This is a genomic window from Micromonospora sp. SD19, assembly GCF_054462275.1.
Window position 1 is genome coordinate 118224 of record NZ_JBTLMN010000012.1, and the last position, 21495, is coordinate 139718.

General features: G+C 73.5%; 15 protein-coding genes. 6 read left to right on the top strand and 9 right to left on the bottom strand.

Features of this window, described 5'->3' with window-relative positions:
- Positions 1-174 precede the first annotated feature (174 nt).
- From ACX27O_RS29420 to ACX27O_RS29430, 3 genes are read left to right on the top strand one after another with little or no spacing between them, the layout of a single operon-like run.
- A complete protein-coding gene (locus ACX27O_RS29420; RefSeq protein WP_030334532.1) occupies positions 175-1422 on the top strand; it encodes a MurT ligase domain-containing protein in 1248 nt (415 codons plus the stop codon).
- Positions 1412-2131: a type 1 glutamine amidotransferase gene (locus ACX27O_RS29425; RefSeq protein ID WP_030334533.1), complete on the top strand. Its 720-nt coding sequence runs from the start codon at positions 1412-1414 to the stop codon at positions 2129-2131. Before ACX27O_RS29420 ends, ACX27O_RS29425 begins: the two co-directional genes overlap by 11 nt.
- A complete protein-coding gene (locus tag ACX27O_RS29430; protein WP_036411969.1) occupies positions 2128-2811 on the top strand; it encodes a TVP38/TMEM64 family protein in 684 nt (227 codons plus the stop codon). Before ACX27O_RS29425 ends, ACX27O_RS29430 begins: the two co-directional genes overlap by 4 nt.
- A 185-nt stretch (positions 2812-2996) precedes the next feature.
- Here ACX27O_RS29430 and leuS read toward each other — a convergent pair whose 3' ends face one another.
- Positions 2997-5837, bottom strand: a complete 2841-nt coding sequence (leuS, locus tag ACX27O_RS29435; RefSeq protein ID WP_030334535.1) for a leucine--tRNA ligase — start codon at positions 5835-5837, stop codon at positions 2997-2999.
- 404 nt (positions 5838-6241) lie between these two features.
- On the opposite strand from leuS, the gene ACX27O_RS29440 reads away from it, so the two are divergent.
- Genes ACX27O_RS29440 through ACX27O_RS29450 form a run of 3 tightly spaced genes read left to right on the top strand, consistent with a single transcriptional unit; the run spans position 6242 to position 11082 of the window.
- Positions 6242-7294 (top strand): AAA family ATPase, encoded by a 1053-nt coding sequence (locus tag ACX27O_RS29440; protein WP_030334536.1) that lies wholly within the window; start codon positions 6242-6244, stop codon positions 7292-7294.
- A gap of 1 nt (position 7295) precedes the next feature.
- The gene (locus ACX27O_RS29445) at positions 7296-8594 is read left to right on the top strand and encodes a DUF58 domain-containing protein (RefSeq protein ID WP_030334538.1); all 1299 of its coding nucleotides are present in this window, start codon (positions 7296-7298) and stop codon (positions 8592-8594) included.
- A gap of 16 nt (positions 8595-8610) precedes the next feature.
- Positions 8611-11082 carry a transglutaminase TgpA family protein gene (locus tag ACX27O_RS29450; protein ID WP_458940427.1) on the top strand — a complete coding sequence of 824 codons (2472 nt, stop codon included), beginning with the start codon at positions 8611-8613 and terminating at the stop codon, positions 11080-11082.
- Positions 11083-11391: 309 nt separating this feature from the next.
- Here the strand turns inward: ACX27O_RS29450 and ACX27O_RS29455 are convergent, their stop codons facing one another.
- The 8 genes from ACX27O_RS29455 to ACX27O_RS29490 form a co-directional block, all read right to left on the bottom strand.
- Entirely contained in the window at positions 11392-11790 is a 399-nt protein-coding gene (locus ACX27O_RS29455; protein ID WP_030334542.1) for a DUF3040 domain-containing protein, read from the bottom strand.
- A 116-nt stretch (positions 11791-11906) separates the two neighbouring features.
- Positions 11907-13166, bottom strand: a complete 1260-nt coding sequence (locus ACX27O_RS29460; RefSeq protein WP_030334544.1) for a DNA polymerase IV — start codon at positions 13164-13166, stop codon at positions 11907-11909.
- A gap of 62 nt (positions 13167-13228) precedes the next feature.
- A complete protein-coding gene (locus ACX27O_RS29465) occupies positions 13229-14401 on the bottom strand; it encodes an alkaline phosphatase family protein (RefSeq protein WP_030334546.1) in 1173 nt (390 codons plus the stop codon).
- Positions 14398-15165 carry a methyltransferase domain-containing protein gene (locus ACX27O_RS29470; protein ID WP_030334547.1) on the bottom strand — a complete coding sequence of 256 codons (768 nt, stop codon included), beginning with the start codon at positions 15163-15165 and terminating at the stop codon, positions 14398-14400. The genes ACX27O_RS29465 and ACX27O_RS29470 overlap by 4 nt, the downstream gene beginning before the upstream one ends.
- Positions 15166-15240: 75 nt before the next feature.
- Complete coding sequence (locus tag ACX27O_RS29475; RefSeq protein ID WP_167337320.1) at positions 15241-15417, bottom strand: hypothetical protein; 177 nt, start codon at positions 15415-15417, stop codon at positions 15241-15243.
- Positions 15418-15510: 93 nt separating this feature from the next.
- Entirely contained in the window at positions 15511-18900 is a 3390-nt protein-coding gene (locus ACX27O_RS29480; protein ID WP_458940442.1) for an error-prone DNA polymerase, read from the bottom strand.
- 234 nt (positions 18901-19134) lie between these two features.
- Entirely contained in the window at positions 19135-20727 is a 1593-nt protein-coding gene (locus ACX27O_RS29485) for a DNA polymerase Y family protein (RefSeq protein WP_358128109.1), read from the bottom strand.
- On the bottom strand, positions 20724-21449 hold the full coding sequence (locus ACX27O_RS29490; protein WP_030334553.1) for a hypothetical protein: 726 nt from the start codon (positions 21447-21449) through the stop codon (positions 20724-20726). Before ACX27O_RS29490 ends, ACX27O_RS29485 begins: the two co-directional genes overlap by 4 nt.
- Between the last annotated feature and the right edge of the window lie 46 nt (positions 21450-21495).

Genomic DNA, 21495 nt, shown 5'->3' on the forward strand with positions numbered 1-21495 from the left:
AGTGGAGGGCGCCGGCCGCCCCTCGGCGTGGTCCGCTTTCCGACATAGATCGACTCCGTCCGGGGGACGCCGACCCGGCCGCCCGCGCAGCCACCACGGCCGAACGGTTCACCGTCGGCGGCGATCTGGTGGGGCCGGCGGTCCGGTAACCTCGCTCGCGTGACGGACGCGAAAATGCCCCTACGGGCCAAGGTGGCCAGCTCCGTGTCACGGACCGCCGCGGCGCTCTCCCGGGCGGCTGGCCGTGGCGACGGTTCGGTGATCGGCGGGTGGATCGGCCTGAAGATCGACCCGGACCTGCTGGCCCACCTGTCGGCCGGGCGCGCGATCGCGCTCGTCTCCGGCACCAACGGCAAGACCACCACCACCCGGTTGACCTCCGCCGCGGTCGGCGTGCTCGGCCGGGTCGCCACCAACTCGTTCGGCGCCAACATGCCCAGCGGGCACACCTCGGCGCTGGCCAAGGCCGGCAGCACCCCGTACGCGGTGCTGGAGGTCGACGAGCACTATCTGGCCCAGGTGCTGGAGGCGACCGAGCCACACGTGGTCGCGCTGCTGAACCTCTCCCGCGACCAGCTCGACCGCGCCAAGGAGGTCGCCATGATGGCGCAGCTCTGGCGCGCGGCGCTGGTCCGGCACACCGACGTACGGGTGGTGGCCAACGCCGACGACCCGCTGGTGGTGTGGGCCGCCACCCCGCCCGGCGACCCCGCCCGGGGCATCAAGCCGCCGCACGTGACGTGGTTCAGCGCCGGCCAGCGCTGGCACGACGACTCCTGGGTCTGCCCGGAGTGCGGCTCGACGATCCAGCGCTCCGGCGAGCAGTGGTGGTGCACCGGCTGCCCGCTACGGCGACCGGAGCCGCACTGGGTCGTCGAGGACGAGGGCGTGCTCGACCCCAGCGGCGCCTGGCACAAGGTCTCCCTCCAGCTGCCCGGCAAGGTCAACCTCGGCAACGCGGCGACGGCGCTGGCGGTGGCGGCCGAGTTCGGCGTCCGCCCGGTCGACGCGGTGTCCCGCCTCGGCATCGTCACCTCGGTCGCCGGCCGCTACGCGCAGGTCGACAAGGACGGGCGCAACATCCGGCTGCTGCTGGCCAAGAACCCGGCCAGCTGGCTGGAGGCGTTCGACATGGCCGACGAAGCGCCGACCCTGCTCTCCATCAACGCGCGCGACCCCGACGGCATGGACACCTCCTGGCTCTACGACGTCGACTTCGCCCCGCTCCGGGGCCGGCAGGTGCTGATCACCGGCGACCGGGCGTACGACCTGGCGGTGCGGCTGGACGTCAACGACGTCCCGTTCCAGCACGTCCGGACGTTCGACGACGCGCTCCGGGCGGTCCCGCCCGGGCGGCTGGAGGTCATCGCGAACTACACCGCGTTCCAGGACATCCGAGCGGAGTTGGACCGTGTCATCTGAGAGTCTGCGCATCGTCTGGATCTACCCCGACCTGCTCTCCACCTACGGAGACCGGGGCAACGCCCTGATCCTCGCCCGTCGGGCCCGTCAGCGCGGGATGCCGGTCGAGGTGCTGGAGGTCCGCTCGGATGAGCGGCTGCCCGCGACCGCCGACATCTACCTAGTCGGCGGCGGCGAGGACGGCCCGCAGGCGCTGGGCGCCCAGCGGCTGCTCGCCGACGGCGGCCTGCACCGCGCTGTCGCCCAGGGCTCGGTCGTGTTCGGCGTCTGCGCCGGCTACCAACTGCTCGGCACGTCGTTCTTCGCCAAGGGCGTGCAGTGCCGCGGGCTGGAGCTGCTCGACCTGCAGTCCGACCGGGGTGAGACCCGGGCCGTGGGCGAGCTGGCCGGCGAGATCGACCCCCGGCTGGGCCTGCCCCCGCTCACCGGCTTCGAGAACCACGGCGGTCGCACCCACCTCGGTCCGGAGGTCTCGCCGTTGGCCCGGGTCACCGCCGGGGTGGGCAACGACGGCGCCACCGAGGGCGCGTGGCGCGGCAAGCTCCTGGGCACCTACTCGCACGGCCCGGCGCTGGCTCGCAACCCGGCCCTGGCCGACCTGTTGCTGCGCTGGGCCACCGGGGCGCACCAGCTCCCGCCGTTGGACGACACCTGGTCGGACCGGCTCCGCAACGAGCGCCGCTCCGCGGTGGCCGCCGCCCGGGCATGATCCGCGCCGTCCGGCGGCTGCTCCGGCAGCCGTCGGCCGTCCGGTTCGCCCTGCTCGTGCTGCTGATCGGCGCCTGCGGGTTACTGCTGCTGCTGGTGCCCCACCCGGATCCGGAGCAGCTGCCGCTGGTCGCCGACCGGCTGGGCGATTTGGCCCCGGTGGCGGCGATCCTCGGGGGCGCGCTGCTGCTGGTGGCGCTGGTGCCCCGGACCTTCATCACGCTCGCCGCGGGCGCGATCTTCGGCCCCCTGGAGGGCGCCGGGTACGCACTGGGCGCCGCGCTGCTGGCCGCGGCGATCGGGTTCACCGTCGGCCGGTTGCTCGGTCGGGAGTTCGTCGCCGAACGGGTCCGCGGTCGACTGGCCCGCCTCGACCGCTGGTTCGCCCGGCAGAGCGTGCTCGGGGTGGTCACCGTCCGGCTGCTGCCGATCGCCGGCTTCGGGCTGGTCAGCTACGGCTACGGCACGACCGGCGCCCGGGTGCTGCCGTTCCTGGCCGGCAGCGTGATCGCGTCCGCGCCGACAGCCTTCGGCTACGCGGCGATCGGTGCGGCGGTCAGCTCCCCGGGCGAGGTCAACTGGTACGCCGCCGCCCCGGCCAGCCTGGGCCTGATCGCCAGCCTGGTGCTCATCCACCAGTGGTGGCGCGCCGAACGCCGCCGCCGCGCCACCCAACCCTGACCCCGCCCCACTCCACCCCCACCCCCAGCCCCGCCGATCTTGCAGTTCCTGTCCCGACAAACCGTGCTGCGACGGGCGAAACGACATCCGAAAGTGCAAGATCGACGAGGCCGGGGCGACGAGGCCGGGGCGACGAGGCCGGGGCGACGCGGGCAGGGCGACGCGGGGCGGGGACGGGGTGCGGGTCAGGCGACCACGGAGACCATGCGGCCCTTGACCACGATGACCTTGCGGGGTTCCTTGCCGCCCAGGGTCGCGGCCACCGCGTCCAGGGCCGCCGCGCGGACGGTCTCCTCGGCGGCGTCGGCGGCGACCTCGATGCGGCCACGAACCTTGCCGTTGACCTGCACCGGGTAGGTCACCGTGTCGGCCACCAGCAACGCCGGGTCGGCGCTCGGGAAGTCCGCGTACGTCAGCGAGGTGTCATGGCCCAGCTTGCGCCACAACTCCTCGGCCAGGTGCGGGGCGAACGGCGCCACCATCAGCACCAGCGGCTCGGCCACCTCGCGGGGCGTCGCCGACAGCCCGGTCAGCCCGTTGGTCAGCTGGATCAGCTTGGCGATGGCGGTGTTGAACCGGATGCCGTCCATGTCGCCACGGACCCCGTCGATGACCTTGTGCAGCAGCCGGCGGGTCGCCTCGTCGGCCGGGTCCTCGGTGATCCGCAGGGCACCGGTCTGCTCGTCGACAACGGCCCGCCAGACCCGCTGCAGGAACCGGTACGAGCCGACCACCGCCCGGGTCTCCCAGGGGCGGGACACCTCCAGCGGGCCCATCGACATCTCGTACACGCGGAAGGTGTCAGCGCCGTAGGCGGCGCACATCTCGTCGGGGGTCACCACGTTCTTCAGCGACTTGCCCATCTTGCCGTACTCGCGGTTCACCGCCAGGTCGCCCAGGTAGTAGGCGCCGTCGCGCTCGAAGACCTCCTCGGCCTGCACGTAGCTGCCGCGCGAGTCGGTGTACGCGTACGCCTGGATCATGCCCTGGTTGAACAGCTTGCGGAACGGCTCGAACGACGACACGTGCCCCAGGTCGAACAGGACCTTGTGCCAGAAGCGCGCGTACAGCAGGTGCAGCACGGCGTGCTCGGCGCCGCCGACGTACAGGTCGGTGCCCCCGCAGTCGCCCTCGCCGCGCGGACCCATCCAGTAGCGCTCGTTCTCCGCGTCCACGAACCGGTCGGAGTTGCTCGGGTCCAGGTAGCGCAGCTCGTACCAGCAGGAGCCGGCCCACTGCGGCATCACGTTGGTCTCGCGGGTGTAGCGCTTCGGCCCGTCGCCCAGGTCCAGCTCCACCTCGACCCAGTCGCGGCGACGCGACAGCGGGGTCTCCGGGTTGGAGGCCGCGTCGTCCGGGTCGAACGTCTTCGGGGAGAAGTCCTCCACCTCCGGCAGCTCGACAGGCAGCATCTCCTCCGGCAGGGCGATCGCGGCGCCGGTCTCGTCGTAGACGATCGGGAACGGCTCACCCCAGTAGCGCTGCCGGGAGAACAGCCAGTCGCGCAGCCGGTAGGTCACCGCGCCGGTGCCGTGTCCGTTCGCCTCCAGCCACGCGATGATCGCCGCCTTGGCGTCGGCGACCCCCAGGCCGTCCAGGTCCAGGCCGCGCTCGGGCGCGGCGCTGTTGATCGCCGGGCCGTCACCGGTGTACGCCTTGCCGTCGAAGCCCTCCGACGGCTGCACGGTCCGCACGATGGGCAGCTCGAAGACCTCGGCGAACGCCCAGTCCCGCTCGTCCTGCGCCGGCACCGCCATGATCGCGCCGGTGCCGTAGCCGGCCAGCACGTAGTCGGCGATGAAGATCGGGATCTGGCCGCCGGTGACCGGGTTGGTGGCGTACGCGCCGATGAAGACGCCGGTCTTCTCCTTGCTGTCGGACTGCCGCTCGACGTCGGTCTTGGCGGCTGCCGCCTTCCGGTACGCCTCGACGGCCTCCCGGGGGCCGGCGTGCCCGCCGGTCCAGGCGTCCCGCGTGCCCGCCGGCCAGCTGGTCGGCGCCAGCGTGTCGACCAGCTCGTGCTCCGGCGCCAGCACCATGTAGGTGGCGCCGAAGATGGTGTCCGGCCGGGTGGTGAACACCCGGATCGGCGCCCCGGCCGTGGCGAAGTCGATGTGCGCGCCCTGCGAGCGGCCGATCCAGTTGCGCTGCATCAGCTTGATCGGCTCGGGCCAGTCCAGGCTGTCCAGGTCGTCCAGCAGCCGGTCACCGTACGCGGTGATCCGCATCTTCCACTGCTTCAGGTTGCGCTTGAAGACCGGGAAGTTGCCCCGGTCGGAGCGACCGTCGGCGGTGACCTCCTCGTTGGCCAGCACGGTGCCCAGCCCTGGGCACCAGTTCACCGGCGCCTCCGAGACGTACGCCAGCCGGTGGTCGTCGACGACCTGCCGGCGCTCGGCGACGCTCAGCTCCGCCCAGGGGCGGCCGTCCGGGGTGGACCGGTTGCCGCCTTCGAACTCGGCGATCAGCTCGGCGATGGGCCGGGCCTTCGCGGCGTCGCGGTCGTACCAGGAGTTGAAGATCTGCAGGAAGATCCACTGCGTCCAGCGATAGAAGTCGGTGTCGATCGTCGCCACCGAACGCCGCTCGTCGTGCGCCAGACCCAGTCGGCGCAGCTGCGCCTTGTACCGCTCGATGTTCGCCACCGTGGTGGTACGCGGGTGGGTGCCGGTCTGCACCGCGTACTGCTCGGCGGGCAGACCGAACGCGTCGAAGCCCATCGCGTGCAGCACGTTGCGCCCGGCCATCCGCTGGTAACGGGCGTAGCAGTCGGTGCCGATGTAGCCCAGTGGGTGGCCGACGTGCAGGCCCGCACCGGAGGGGTACGGGAACATGTCCAGCACGTACAGCTTCTCCGCGCCGGCGCGCGGGTGGGTCGGGTCGGCCAGCGGCCCGGTCGGGTTCGGTGCGTGGAAGGTGCCCTCGCGCGCCCAGGTGTCCTGCCAACGGATCTCGATCTCGTCGGCCAGGGCCGCGGTGTACCGGAACGGGGGAATGTCGCCCGCCGGTGCGGCTGCCTCACTCATCGTCTCTCCTCGCTTCGCTTCGCTTCGTCTCGGCACCACCGGGCCGGGCCGGCGGCGGGCACAAAAAAGCCCCTCGCGCAGGAGGGGCCGCCGTGCTGTCGCTGCGTTCAGCGCATCAGCACGGCCCGGTAAGAAGCAGGAAGACTCCGGCCATGCCCCGCAGTGTACCTCGCCCACGGTTCGTCCTGCCGGCCCCCGGGCGGCTCGAAGCCGTTCCCCCGAGCTGGCGAAAATCGGTGCGTAACCGACGGACTACCTGCGGGGGTCGGCGATAACGACAAACATGGTTAGCCTGAGAGACCAGTGAGATTCCTGCGGCAAACGAGGCTCGGCGTCGCGAACCCAACGGCGGGTCCAGGTGCTCTCTGTGCAGAGCTGCCGTGACGGCGACGAGGAGGAGGCCCGTGACACAACAGACCTGGGACGAGGTGGGCGGCCTATTGCCGCACGACGAGTTCCGCGCCGCCAGCGAGGCCATCGTGGCCAACATCGAGCAGGTCATCGAGGGTAAGACCGCCACCGTGCGGCTCGCCCTGGCCGTCCTGCTCGCCGAGGGTCACCTCCTGATCGAAGACGTCCCAGGTGTCGGCAAGACCAAGCTGGCCAAGGCCCTCGCGCGGTCCATCGACTGCACGGTGCGGCGCATCCAGTTCACCCCCGACCTGCTGCCCAGCGACGTCACCGGGGTCAGCGTCTACAACCAGGAGACGCACGACTTCGAGTTCCGTCCGGGCGCCGTGTTCGCCAACCTGGTGGTCGGCGACGAGATCAACCGGGCCTCGCCGAAGACCCAGTCGGCGTTGCTGGAGTGCATGGAGGAGCGGCAGGTCACCGTCGACGGGGTGACGTACCAGCTCCAGACCCCGTTCATGGTGATCGCCACCCAGAACCCGATCGAGATGGAGGGGACCTACCCGCTGCCGGAGGCGCAGCGCGACCGGTTCACCGCCCGCATCGCGATGGGTTACCCGGACTCCAACGCCGAGCTGGCCATGCTCGACGGTCACGGCGCCACCGACCCGCTGCACGAGCTGCGCGCGGTCTCCGACGCGGCCATCGTCCGGCAGCTCATCGCCACCGTCCGGCAGGTGCACGTCGCGGACGCGGTCAAGCAGTACGCGATCGACCTGGTCACCGCCACCCGCGAGGCCCCCGACCTGCGGCTCGGCGCGTCCCCCCGGGCGACCCTGCAGTTGCTGCGCACCGCCCGCGCGGTCGCCGCCCTGGAGGGCCGCGACTACGTCCTCCCCGACGACCTGCAGGCCCTGGCGGTGCCGGTGCTCGCCCACCGGATCATCCCGACCGCCGACGCGCAGCTCGCCCGACGCACCACCGACGCCATCGTCTCCGAGCTGGTGCACCGCCTGCCGCTCCCCCACGACCGGCAGCGCAACCCGTACGACACCCGGCCCGCCACCGGAAACGGCCGCGCGCCCTACGAGCCGCGGAGGCCATGACGTGCGTGCCGGGCTACGCGGGCTGACCACCCGCGGGCGGTCCTTCCTCGCCGCCGCGGTCGCGGCGGCGATCTCGGCCGGCATCCTCGGCGAGAAGGACCTGCTGCGGGTGGCCGTGCTGTTGGCCATCCTGCCGTTGCTGGCCGCCGCCTACGTCGGGCGCAGCCGCTACAAGCTGGCCTGCAACCGTTCGCTGGACCCGCACCGGGTTCCGGTCGGGGCCAACTCCCGGGTGGTGCTGCGCCTGCAGAACCTGTCCCGGCTGCCGACCGGCACCCTGCTCCTGGAGGACCGGCTGCCCTACGCGCTGGGCAGCCGGCCCCGGGTCGTGTTGGAGCGGCTCGGCGCGCACCAGGCCAGCTCCGTGGCGTACACGGTGCGGGCCGACGTGCGGGGCCGCTACGACGTGGGCCCGCTGGTCGTCCGGATGACCGATCCGTTCGGCCTCTGCGAGCTCACCCGCTCGTTCCCCAGCACCGACCACCTGACGGTCATCCCGCAGGTCACCCCGCTGCCGTCGGTCCGGCTCCCCGGGGAGTACGCGGGCAGCGGCGACAGCCGGGCCCGCTCGGTGGCGGTGCACGGCGAGGACGACGCGGCGACCCGGGAGTACCGGCGCGGCGACGACCTGCGCCGGGTGCACTGGAAGTCCACCGCCCGCACCGGTGAGCTGATGGTGCGCCGCGAGGAGCAGCCCTGGGAGAGCCGCGCCACCGTCGTGCTGGACACCCGGGCGTACGGCCACCGCGGCGAGGGGCCGACGGCCAGTTTCGAGTGGGCGGTCTCGGCCGCCGCGAGCATCGCCGTCCACCTGCGGCAGGCCGGTTACAAGTTGCGGCTGGTCACCGGCGCGGGGGCGGACGTGGACGCCTCGGAGGCCGGCGGGGACGGGGCGCTGCTCGACCACCTGGCCGAGGTACGACTGGATCAGCGTGCCGAGGTCACCGGCCTCGTGCAGCGGGTCCGCCAGCGCTCCGACGGTGGTCTGATCATCGGCCTGTTCGGCACTGTCAGCGTCGCCGAGGCGGAGCTGCTGGCCGGGCTGCGGGGCAACAACGCCACCTGCGTCGGCTTCCTGTTGAACAGCTCCACCTGGCTCAGCCTGCCCGAGAAGGCCCGCGCCGAGGCGGAACACGCGCACGCCGCCGCCGTCCTCGCCATGTTGCAGAGTGGCTGGCGGGTGGTCGGCGTCGACCACGGCGGCCGGCTACCGGCGCTGTGGCCGCAGGCCGGCCGGGGTGCGCAGGGGTTCGCCATGCGGGCCGCGCTGGCCGAGACGGTCGCCGGCGGTGTGCGATGAACGGAAGGCTCCCCTCATGATCAGCAGTCGGAACATCGGCGTGGTGGCGGCGGTGGCCACGCTGCTGGCCGCCGCACCGCTGTCGGCCATCTTCCAGGGCTGGACGTGGTTGATCGAGTCCATCATCGCGGTCGCCGTGGTGGCCGGGGTGGCCGCGCTGACCCGACTCGTCCGGGCACCGCTGTGGGGTCAGGTGCTGGGCATGCTGGCCGGCCTGATGCTTGCCCTGACCTGGTTGTTCCCCAGCGGCGAGGAGCTGCTCGCGATCCTGCCGACCCCGGGCACATTCGCGTACTTCGGTGACCTGCTCGCCGGCTCCATGCAGGACATGCGTTCGTACGGGGTCGAGGTCCCGGACACTGACCCGCTGCTGTTCATCGCCGTCCTCGGCGTCGGTGCGGTCGCCGTGCTGGTGGACGTGCTGGCCGTGGGGTTGCGTCGGCCCGCCCTGGCCGGGCTGCCGATGCTCGCCATCTACTCGGTGCCGGTCGCCGTCTACGTCGACAGCGTCCCCGCGGTGCCGTTCGTGGTGGGCGCCGCCGGTTACCTCTGGCTGCTGGTCACCGACAACGTCGACCGCGTACGCCGCTTCGGGCGGCGGTTCACCGGTGACGGCCGCGACGTCGACGTGTGGGAGGCCTCCCCGCTGGCGTCCGCCGGCCGCCGGCTCGCGGCGGTCGGGGTGGCCCTGGCGGTGCTGCTGCCGTTGGCGGTGCCCGGCATGACCGGCGGGCTGCTCGACTCGCTCAGCCGAGGGTCGGGCAACGGCACCGGGAACGGGGGCGGCTCGGGTGGCACGTCGGGTCGGATCGACCTGTTCGCCTCGCTCGCCGGCCAGCTCAACCAGTCCCAGGTAGCCGACCTGGTGAAGGTGAAGACGTCCGAGCAGAACCCGTTCTACCTGCGCTACGCGGTCGCCGACGAGCTGCGCCCCAGCGGTTTCCAGGCGCGCAACCCCAGCGGCCGGTCGGTGAACCGGGACCTGCCGAACCCGGCCGAGAGGGCCGGCCCAGGCGTGCAGCAGGCCACCTACCAGGCGACGGTCGAGGTCACCAAGAGCCTCAGCATGTCGCTGATGCCGGTGTACGCCGAGCCGACCCGCACCGACGACCTCAGCGACAACTGGCTCTACGACACCAACCAGCAGGTGGTCTTCTCCAACCGGGAGAACTCCCGGGGCCGGAAGTACTCCTTCGACTACGTCCGCTCGACCTTCACGCAGGCGGCGTTGCGGGCCGCGCAGCCACTGCCGGCCGACCATCCCGTACGCCGCCAGATGACCGCCACCCCCGCGCCGGTGCCCGAGGTGGAGGAGCTGGTCAAGGGGTTGATCCAGGGCAAGCGCACGGACTACGACCGGGTGTTGGCGATCTACCAGCACTTCTCGGCGGACAACGGGTTCAGCTACCGGTTGAGCACCGAGAGCGGCAGCAGCGGTCAGGACATCGTCAACTTCCTGACCAACAAGGTCGGCTACTGCCAGCAGTACGCCGCCGCGATGGCCTGGCTGGTCCGCTCGGCCGGCATCCCGGCCCGGGTCGCGTTCGGGTTCACCAACGGCAGCAAGCGCGACGGTGACACCTACACGCTGACCAACCTCAATCTGCACGCCTGGACCGAGGTCTACTTCGACGGGGCCGGTTGGGTGCCGTTCGACGCCACCCCGGCGTACGGGGTGCCCGGCGCGACCCGGTCGCCCTGGGCGCCGGACAACGACGCACCGGAGACGCCCAGCCCGGACACTGAGGTCCCGACCACCCCGACGGACCCGGGAGCCTCGGCCGGGCCCTCCAGCCCGGACAACGCCGACCGGGAAACCGACGAGGGGTTCGCAGCCGGTGGGACGACGCCGGACGAGCAGCCACCGGTCTGGCCCTGGTGGGCGGCGGGCCTGGTGGCACTGCTGGCGCTGCTCGCGGTGCCGGCACTGCGCCGGTTGGCGCTACGCCGCCGACGGGGTGGCCGCGAGGTGCGCGCGGCGGTGGCCTCCGCCAGTGTCGACGGCGACAGCGAGCCGGGGGCGCGACCGGTGGTGGTCAGTGTGGACGCCAGCCGGGCCCGCGCGGACGCGCACGCCGCCTGGGCGGAGCTGCTCGACACGCTGGTGGACTTCCGGGTCCCGGTTGATCCGACCGAGACGCCCCGGGCGACCGCGGACCGACTTGTCCGGGACGCTCTGGACGACGACGAGGCGATCGGGTCGGCGCGGCTGCTCGGCCGGGCGGAGGAGCGGGCCCGCTACGCGCGGGATCCGCTGACCGGTGAGCGGTTGTTGCCGGCGCTCCGCGCGGTCCGTGCGGCGCTCGCCACCGGGGCGGACCGACGGACCCGCCTGCTCGCCACGGTGCTGCCGCCCTCGGTGTTGCTGCGCTGGCGTACCACCCTGGCGGACAGGTCCGGCCGGATGGTGGCGTTCACCGGGCGGGCCCGGTACCGCCTGCTGCGGTGGAACCCTCGACGGATGCTGGCCGACCGGGCAGCTCGCTGACCGGGCAGTTCCCCGACTCGCTGACAGGGCAGTTCCAGATCCGGGGCGGCGGCCACCACCGCCGCCCCCCTGTCTGCCCGCCTAAGGTGCCGCCACCCAAGATCGTGCCCGATCCAGGAAAGAGGCCCCTCCCTGGCGCACGATGCCACTCCATCCGGGATCGAGCACGATCATGCGGAAAGGTGGTCCTGCGGAGAGTGATCAGCGGGAAGAAGGGCGCGCGGATACGACGGAGGTCGCCGGTCGCCGGGGGCTGTGCCCGGCGACCGCTCGTCGCGCCGTACGGCCCGCCTCAGCGGCGGGACGGGCTCAGCGGTGCCCCTCCGGGCGCTGCCGCCACCTGTCCTCCATGCGGTCCAGGATCGACGACCGGCGACCGGATCGGCCACCGCGCGGACGACGGCGACTCGTCGTGCCGCCCACCACGTGCAGGTCGGGTGACTGCGCCCGCCGGTGCGACTGCACCGCGAACGCGGCCGACGCCAGCATGACGACAAAGCCCGCCACCGCCAGTGGTGGAGTCTTGATCACCGCGCCATAGACCAGTAGAGCCAAGCCAGCGATGATGACGCCGGCGGCGACGAGCAGGCGACGCCGCGCATGGAAGCGCGGATCGCTGGCGCGCACGGCCGAGGCGAATTTGGGGTCCTCGGCAAGCGACCGCTCGATCTGCTCGAACAGCCGCTGCTCGTGCTCCGAGAGCGGCACGGCACTCCTCCCCGGTCACGTTGGTCGGGCCCACTCGGGCCGACAGACCGTGGCAGCCATCCGGCTGCTTACCCGCAAGTCTACGAGGGGGGTCGCGCGTCGGAAAGCGGGACGACCTATGGGCGGGGTGGATTTTCGTTTCGACGGGGATCACGGTCGCCCATCAGACTGGCCGGACCTATGACGGACCGCCCGAAACGGGCAGCGGCGGCGTCCGCGGCAGCTTCCGCCTCGCGCCAGCCGCGCTCGGGGGCGCCGAGGGTGAGTTGCCGGGGAGCGCCCTTCGCCGGGGCGAGTCCTTCCACCCGGACACCGACGAGTCGGATCCGCTCGCCCGGGTCCAGGGCGGTGTAGAGCGCCCAGACCGTGTCGAACATCTCACGGGCGGTGTCGGTGGGCACGTCGAGGGTGCGAGATCGGCTGACGGTGCGGAAGTCGGCCAGCCGGACCTTGAGCGAGACGGTGCGCCCCACCTGGCCGGAGCCGCGTAACCGGACGCCGACCTTAGCGCTGAGCGCGAGCAACGCGCGGCGGATCTCCAACGGGTCGGCCACGTCGACGTCGAAGGTCACCTCGGCGCCGATCGACTTGTCGACGTGCTCGGGGCTGACCCCGCGCGGGTCGCGACCCCAGGCCAGCTCATGCAGGTGCGACGCCGAGGCGGCACCGACGGCTCGACGGAGCATGCCCACCGGCGCCTCGGCGAGGTCGCCGACGGTGGCCAGGCCGAGCTTGCGCAGCGCCTCGGCGGCCCGCTCCCCCACCCCCCACAGGGCGTCCACCGGCAACGGGTGCAGGAAGTCGAGCACCTGCCCCGGAGGCACGACCAGCAGGCCGTCCGGCTTGGCCCGGGTGGAACCCAGCTTGGCCACGAACTTGGTCGGCGCCACCCCGACCGAGCAGGTCAGCGCCTGCTCGTCGGCGACCCGGCGACGGATCAGCCGGGCGATGGTGGCCGGCGAACCGAAGAGCCGCCGGGCGCCGGTCACGTCGAGGAACGCCTCGTCGAGGGAGAGCGGCTCGACCAGCGGCGTGACGTCCCGGAAGATCTGCATGACGGCCCGGGAGGCGGCCGAGTACGCGGAGAAGTCCGGTGGCAGGTACACCGCGTGCGGGCAGCGGGCCCGGGCCTGGCTGGTCGGCATCGCGCTGCGTACGCCGTACCGGCGGGCCTCGTAACTGGCCGAGCTGACCACGCCGCGCGGGCCGACGCCGCCGACGATCACCGGCCGGCCACGCAGCTCGGGGCGGCGGCGCACCTCGACCGCGGCGAAGAAGGCGTCCATGTCGACGTGCAGGATCGGGCTGGCGGAGTCGTCGGCGTCCGGCCCGAAGCGCGGATCGTCGCCCCGGGGCAACGACTGACTGCGGCCCATCCCGGCAGGTTAACCCGGGGGTACGACACCACCATCGGCCAGTGGGCCGAACCGCCCCCGGGTCAGCCCCGGACGACCAGCAACGGCACTGTCAGCTCGGCGGCGGTGTCCGACCCGTGGTAGGCCACCAACTTCGACGCCATCGGCCGCTCGGTACGGCTGGCCATGACCGCGTACGTGTCGTTGCAGGTCACCACCACGTCGCCGACGCGGCCCAGGTGTTCCTCGGGCACCGGCCCGAACCAGCCGGTGGCCACCACCTCGTCGCGGGTGCGTACCCGGGCCGTGGCGCCCAGCACCGCCGACCAGGCGGCCAGCACGTCCTCGGTCGCGCCCGGCTCGGTGTGCAGGTAGCGGACCCGGGCCTCGCCGGCCACCAGCCGCACACCGGCCCGCAGCCGCGGATCGGTGTCCAGGTCGAAGCGGTGCGCGGCGGGAATGTCGAGCTGACCGTGGTCGGCGGTGACCAGCAGCGCCGCGTCCGGGGGCAGCCCGTCGACCAGCCGGGCGAGCAGGGCGTCCACCTCGGCGGCGGCGACCCGCCAGGGCTCCGAGTCGACGCCGTAGACGTGGCCGTACCGGTCCAGGTCGGCGTGGTAACCGGAGACCAGGGCCGGCCCGGAGCCGGCGGCCAGCGCGGCCAGCATGGCGGCGGCCACCGCGTCTCCGCCGGCGGCGCCCCGGAAGTCGCCACCCCGGTTGGCGGCGACTGTCAACCCGCTGCCGCCGAACTCCGGCCGACTCACCACTGTCGTCGTCACCCCGGCGGCGCGGGCCCGCTCCAACTGGGTGGGCACCGGCTGCCAGCGCAGCGGCGACGGATCGGCGGCCCAGTCCGTGTGGGTGAGCACCCGATCGGTGCCGGGCACCCGGACGGTGAAGCCGAGCACCCCGTGCGCGCCCGGCGCGACACCGGTGCCCAGCGACACCAGGCTGGTCGGGGTGGTGGACGGGAAACCGGCGATCAGCGGGCGGGCCACCGTCGCGGCGAGCCCGGCGAGCGTCGGCGCGTACGGCGCCGCGGTCGGCAGCTGGTACCAGCCGAGCCCGTCGACCAGCAGTACGGCGATCCGGCGTACCCCGGCCAACGAGGGCACCAGCCCGAGCGGGTCGGTCGAGCCGGGCACCCCCAGCACTGCCAGCGCGCTGGGCAGCACGTCGGCGAGCCGGCCGCCGCCGTGCTGCGGCCCGAGGATCGCCAGCGGCGCCGGCACGTCACCGGCCTCGGCGGTCATGCCGGGCGGCGGGCGAACAGGTGCAGTTGGGCGGCCAGATCCCGGTACGGCGACTGGGCGGCCAGCGCACGTTCCAGCTCGACCAGGGCTGCGGGCTGCCCGTCGGCGACAGCGGCCGGCAGCAGGTCGGCCAGCACGCGTACCCCATGGATCTCCTCGACCACCAGCCCGGCGGCGCCGAGCAGCGCGGCGGCGCCCGGGGCGTCGTAGCGTCGGCGCAGCGTGTCGCGCGGCCCCGCGGTGCCGGCCGGATCGGCGGCCACCGCGGTGGCGACGTCCAGGTGCCCGTTCATCGCCCGGCCCAGCACGGCGGCGGCCCGGCCGGCCACCAGCACACTGGCCGCGCCACCCGGGCGCAGCGCGCTGGCCAGCGCGGCCACCACCGGCGTCGGGTCGTCGACCACCTCCAGTACGGCGTGGCAGAGCACCAGATCGACGCCGGCCGGCTCGACCAGCCCGGCGAGGGCGTCGCCGTCGCCCTGCACGGCGACGATCCGGTCGGCCACCCCGGCCTCGGCGGCGCGGCGGGTGAGCGCGGCGAGCGCGTCGGGGCTGGCGTCGACGACGGTGACCCGATGCCCGGCGCGGGCCAGCGGAACGGCGAAACCGCCGGTGCCGCCGCCCACGTCCAGCACGGTGAGCTCGGCGTCGCCGCGCCGGTCCAGCTCGGCGCGGAGCACCGACCAGATCACGGCGGTGCGGGGTGTCAGCGGCGGCTCGGCGAACCGGCCTCGGGTCTGCTCCACCCGGCCGAGCCTAGTCACCCGGCCCGGTGGTGGCGCGGGCGTGTGGTGGGTGCGCCCACCACACGCCCGATCGGTGCGTGGTGCGGCGGGAGGTCAGGCCTCGGCACCCTCAGTCTCGTCCTCCGCCCGGGACCGGCGCTCGTTGGCCACCGGACCGTTGGTCACCTCGTACTCGCGGGGGTCGGCGAGGTGCGACGGCACCCAGCCGTTGCCCAGTCGGGTCCGCCGGGCGTTGGCGATTCCACCGGTGTACGCGTGATTTCCCGTCACTGTCGTTCCCCCTCACGGATCACGGGCCGCTCTGCCCGCTCGCAACGAGTCTCCCGCTCGGCGGCTCGGGAAACCGTAATGTGGATCACTGGATCAGCGGAAGTCACGGGACGCGGGGCTCACCGGCGGCTCGATGGCGTCCAGCCGGTCGGCGACCAGGTTGGTCACCCCCTCGTGCCGCTGCAACCGCCCCCGGACCACCAGCGCGGCGCTGGTCCGCGCCACCCGCCGGTAGCGCTGCCACAGCCCCGGCGAACAGGTGACGTTGAGCATCCCCGTCTCGTCCTCCAGGTTGAGGAAGGTCACCCCGCCCGCGGTCGCCGGGCGTTGCCGGTGGGTGACGATGCCACCGACCCGGATCCGTTGCCCCGGCTCCACCCTGCCGAGCCGGGCGATCGGCACCGCGCCGAGCACGTCGAGTTGCCCCCGGATGAACCGGGCCGGATGGCTCTCCGGCGACAGCCCGGTGGCCCACACGTCGGCGACCAGCCGGTCCACCGCCTCCATTCCGGGCAGCGTGGGCGCCGCCGCGCCGGTCACCGTGCCGGGCAACCGACCCGGCCGGTCCTGGGCCGCCGCGCCGGCCGCCCACAGCGCCTCCCGCCGGGTCAGCCCGAAACAGGCGAAGGCGTCCGCGGTGGCCAGCGCCTCCAGCTGCGCGGCGGTGAGACCGAGCCGCCGGGCCAGATCCGGCATGTCACGGTACGGCCCACCGGCGACCCGTTCGGCCTCGATCCGTTCGGCCACGTCGGCGCCGAGGGTCCGCACGCTGGACAGGCCGAGCCGGACGGCGGGGCCGCCCAGCCCCCAGGCGTGCGGCGGCTCCCCCGGCCCGCTGCCCCACCGGGTGTCCGGGGTGGACTCCAACACCGCCTTGGCCCCGCTGGCGTTGATGTCCGGACGGCGCACCTCCACCCCGTGCCGGCGGGCGTCGTCGACCAGGGTCTGCGGCGAGTAGAAGCCCATCGGCTGGGCGTTGAGCAGCGCGGCCAGGAACGGCGCCGGGTGGTAGCGCTTGAGCCAGGAACTGGCGTACACCAGGTAGGCGAAGCTCATCGCGTGGCTCTCCGGGAAGCCGTAACTGGCGAACGCGGTGAGCTTGCGGTAGACGTCGTCGGCCAGCTCACCGGTGATGCCCCGCTCGGCCATCCCGGCGTAGAGCCGCTCGGCGATCCGGGTCATCCGCTCGACCGACCGTTTGGCGCCCATCGCCCGGCGCAACTGGTCGGCCTCGGCCGCGTCGAAGCCGGCCAGGTCGATGGCGAGCTGCATCAGCTGCTCCTGGAACAACGGCACACCCAGGGTCTTCTCCAGGGCGTTACGCATCAGCGGGTGCGCGAAGGTCACCGGCTCCTGACCGTTCTTGCGCCGGATGAACGGGTGCACCGAACCACCCTGGATCGGGCCGGGCCGGATCAGCGCCACCTCGACCACCAGGTCGTAGAACTCGCGGGGCTTGAGCCGGGGCAGGGTGGCCATCTGGGCGCGGCTCTCCACCTGGAACACCCCGACCGAGTCGGCCCGGCAGAGCATGTCGTAGACCTCCGGGTCGTCCAGGGTCATGTCACCCAGGTCGAGACTCTCGCCGATCATGTCGTAGCCGTAGTGCAGGGCGGAGAGCATGCCCAGGCCGAGCAGGTCGAACTTGACCAGGCCCACCGCCGCGCAGTCGTCCTTGTCCCACTGCAGGACGCTGCGCCCGGGCATCCGCCCCCACTCCACCGGGCAGACCTCGATCACCGGCCGGTCGCAGATCACCATGCCACCGGAGTGGATGCCCAGGTGCCGCGGGAACGTCTGCAACTCGTTGGCGTACTCCACCACCTGCTCGGGGATGTTCTCCACATCGACGGTGGCGACCGAGCCCCACCTGTCGATCTGCTTGCTCCAGGCGTCCTGCTGCCCCGGCGAGTAGCCGAAGGCCTTGGCCACGTCCCGCACCGCCGAGCGGGGCCGGTAGGAGATGACGTTGGCGACCTGGGCGGCGTGCTCCCGGCCGTAGCGGGTGTAGACGTGCTGGATCACCTCCTCCCGACGGTCGGACTCGATGTCCACGTCGATGTCCGGTGGGCCGTCGCGTTCCGGGGCGAGGAACCGCTCGAAGAGCAGCCGGTGCCGCACCGCGTCCACATTGGTGATCCGCAAGGCGTAGCAGACCGCCGAGTTGGCCGCCGAGCCCCGGCCCTGGCAGTAGATGTCCTTGTCCTGGTCACGGCAGAACCTGACGATGTCGTAGACCACCAGGAAGTAGCCGGGGAACCCCAGCTCCTCGATCATGTTCAGTTCGTGGTCGAGCTGCGCGTACGCCGCCGGGTGCGCCTGCGGCGGCCCGTAGCGTTCGTGCGCCCCGTCAGCGGTGAGCTTGCGCAGCCAGCTCATCTCGGTGTGCCCCGGTGGCACCGGGTACGCCGGCAGCTGCGGCGCGACGAGTTGCAGGTCGAAGGCCAACTCGGCGCCGAACTCGGCGGCCCGCGCCACCGCACCCGGGTACGCGGCGAACCGGGCCGCCATCTCCGCGCCGCTGCGCAGGTGGGCGGTCGCCGCCGCGGGCAGCCACCCGTCGATCTCGTCCAGGCTGCGTCGGGCCCGCACCGCGGCGACGGTGGTGGCCAGCCGCCGCCGGCCAGGGCTGGCGTAGTGCACGTTGTTGCTGGCCACCGTCGGCAACCCGGCCGCCGCGGCCAGCTCGGCGAGCGCGTCGTTGCGGTCGGCGTCGACGGGGTGGCCGTGGTCGGTCAGCTCCACCGCCACCGTCTCCGCGCCGAAGAGCGCGGTCAGCCGGTCCAACTCGCGGGCCGCCGCGTCCACCCCCTCGGTGAGCAGCGCCCCCGGCACGTGCCCCTTGCGGCAGCCGGTCAGCACCAGCACGTGGTCCTTCAGCTCGGCGGCGACCTCTTCCAGCTCCCCGTAGACCGGGCGGCCCTTCTCCCCGCCGCGTAGCTGGGCGCGGGCGATGGTGGTCGCCAGCCGGGCGTATCCCTCGTGGCCGTGCGCGAGCACCAGCAGGTGCGCGCCCTGCGGGTCGGGCTCGCCGTTCTGCGGACCGGGCAGGTCGAGGGACAACTCCGCGCCGAAGATGGTCGGCAGGCCCAGCGTGCGGGCCGCCTCGGCGAAGCGGACCACCCCGTAGAAGCCGTCGTGGTCGGTGACGGCGAGCGCGGTGAGCCCCAGCCGGGCCGCCTCCTCGGCCAACTCCTCCGGGTGACTGGCGCCGTCGAGGAAGCTGAAGTTGGTGTGCGCGTGCAGCTCCGCGTAGGGCACCACGCCGTCGGGGCGGGTCAGCTCCGGCGGCTGGTACTGCTCACGGCGGCGGCTCCAGGCCGGGGAGTCACCACCATCGGCGTCCACGGCGAGCGGGTCCACCACGTGCAGGTGCCGCTCACCTCTGCTCCCGCGGTTGCCACCCGCTCGGGTGTCACCGGCCCGGCCGGAGAGCACGCGCTCCAGCTCCGACCAGGGCATCTTCGGGTTGTGAAAGCTCATCCGGCCGCTCCGGCCGCTCCGGCCGCGCTGCTCGGCCCGGTACTGCTCGGCCGAGGAACGCTGGGCGACCGGGTCGACGACGGACACGACGGCGGTCGCCCCGCCGGCGGCGAGAGGTGCGATGAGCGTGATGACTCACCGGCATCTTGATGCCGGTGAGTCATCACGCTCATCAGGACGTCTGTTCCCCCGCCAGCGCGGAGCCAGCCGACGCCGGGCAGGGATCGACCTGACTCAGTCATAGATCGCCTCCACCAACCACTGCCCCGACTCCACGGCCAGCAGCAGGGCAGCACCGTCGGCCAGGCTGACCTGGAACCGGGCCCGGCGGCGGGCCTCGGCCGGCGCCCACCAGCGCTCGTCCACCGGCCACGGCCCGGCCCAACCCACGATCTCCGCTGGCTGACCGGTGCCGACCACCAGTCGGGCGGGCGCGGCGCTCACCGCCAACCGCGCGCTGATCACCACCGGCTCGCCAGCGGCGTCGTGCACGGTCGCGGCGAGCGGATTGGGCAGCACCACGGCGGGCGCGGGCGGCGGCAGCCGGCCCGGCCACGGCGGGGTGCCCTCACCAGCCCTCGCGCCGGCCGGCGGGCCGGGCCGGGCCGGGAGTCGTTCGTCGCCCCACGGCACCAGTCGCACCTGGTCGGCCGGGGAACGCCCACCACCGAGCACCGCGGTGACCACCGCTTCCGGGCCGAGGATGCCCTGCACCCGGCTCAGCGCCCGGTGCGCGCGTTCCCGCTCCTCGCCGGTCTCCCCCCAGAGACCGGCCTGCAGACCGGCCTGGGCGATCACCCCGTCCGGGACCAGTCGCAGCCGGATGATGCCGGCGGTCGGTCGGGCCGCGCGGGCACCGGCACGACCGTTGCTGCCGGAGAGCCACCCGTCGAGCTGCCAGCGCACCCGGTCGGCGATGGCCGCGGCGGTGAGCAGGCCATCGTGCCGCCACACCCGGTGCAGCTCCTGCCCGTGCTCGGTGACCGCCTCGATGCCGAGCCGGGTGCAGGCCAGCCCGTGCCCGGCCAGCCGCTCGTGCAGCTGCTCGGCCAACGCCCGGGCCACGAACGCCGCCGCGTCGACCCGGTCGATCGGCTCGTCGTGCTCCGAGGTCACCGTCAGGTCGGCCGGCGGCTGTCGGACGGCGAGTGGGCGGTGGTCCCGCCCGGCGGCCAGCCGATGGGCCAGCGCACCGTCGAACCCGAACCGGGCCAGCACGTCGCCGGCCGGCAGCGCGGCGAAGTCGCCGAGGGTACGCACCCCCAGCCGGCGCAGCAGGTCGGCCAGCGCCGACCGGCCGAGCGCCTCGACCGGCAACCCGGCCAGGAACTCCGGTGTCCCGCCCGGGGTCACCACCCGGCCGGCGCGAGCGGCCAACCCGGCCGCGAACACCCCGTCGGCGATGCCGACCTGGCTCTCCACCAGGCAGGACTGGGCCACGTGTTCGATGATCCGCTCGGCGGCGGCCTCCTCGCCGCCGAGGTAACGGCTCGGCCCCCGGGCGGCCACCGCGCAGGCGCCCGGACGGACCACCTCGACGCCGGCCACCAGTTCCTCCACCGCGGCGACCACCGGCTCGAACGCCCGGGCGTCCCGACCCGGGTCGTACTCCACGACGGTGAGTTGGGGGCAGCGGCCCTGCGCCTCCCGTTTGCGCAGGCCCCGACGCACCCCCTCGGCGCGGGCCCGCTCGGAGCAGGCGACCACCCGGTTGGCGTGCAGCACGGCGACCGGGCCGGTCGCCGGCACCCCGTCGACGATCTCGGCGGCGAGCACCGGCCAGTCCGGGCACCACAGCAGCAGGGTCCGTGCCGGCGCGCCGGTCATCCCCGACCGACCAGGGCGAGCGGCGCGGCCGACCGGCCCACGGGCGACGGCGGCGTACGAGGGATCACCCGGGTCAACTCGTCGCCCGGCAGCCAGACCTTGATCTCCTTGGGTCGGGCGGCCGCCCCGCGCCCGCGCGCCGAGACGGTGATCTCCCGGCGGCGCAACCGCCCCCGGCCCAGCCCGAGCCCCTCCCAGACACCACGGACCACCTGCAACGTCACGTCCGCGCCGTCCCACCGGCCGTACGGGACGAGCACACTGCCGCGCTGCCGGGCCCGGGCGGCCAACCGGGTGGCGACGGAGGCGGAGACCGTCGCCGGCACTGTGGTGACCACGACGTCCACCCCGTCGATCAGCGCGGCCACGACGGTGGCCCACTCCGGGCCGGGGTTCGGCACCAGGGCCAACCGGTCCAGGGCGATGCCCAGCTCAGCGGCCGCGCCCGCGCCGAACGTCGGCACCCCGACCACGGCACACCACGAGCCGGCCCGGGACGCCGCAGCGAGCAGGGCCAACATCAGTGAGGTGCCGCCGCTGCGGCTGGGCTGGCCGGCGGCGACCGCGATGGTGCTGCCCCGGCGCAGGCCCCGGTTGGGCAGCAGACCGGTCAACTCGGGCACCACCGGCAGCACCCGGTGGCCACCGACCGGGTCGGGTGCGCTCGCCGGGCGCACCAGATCGGCCAGCGCGGCGGAACCGACCACCATGCGGCCCGCCATTGGACCAACTCCCCCGTCGTTGCTGTGGATCAGATCAGGACCGGCA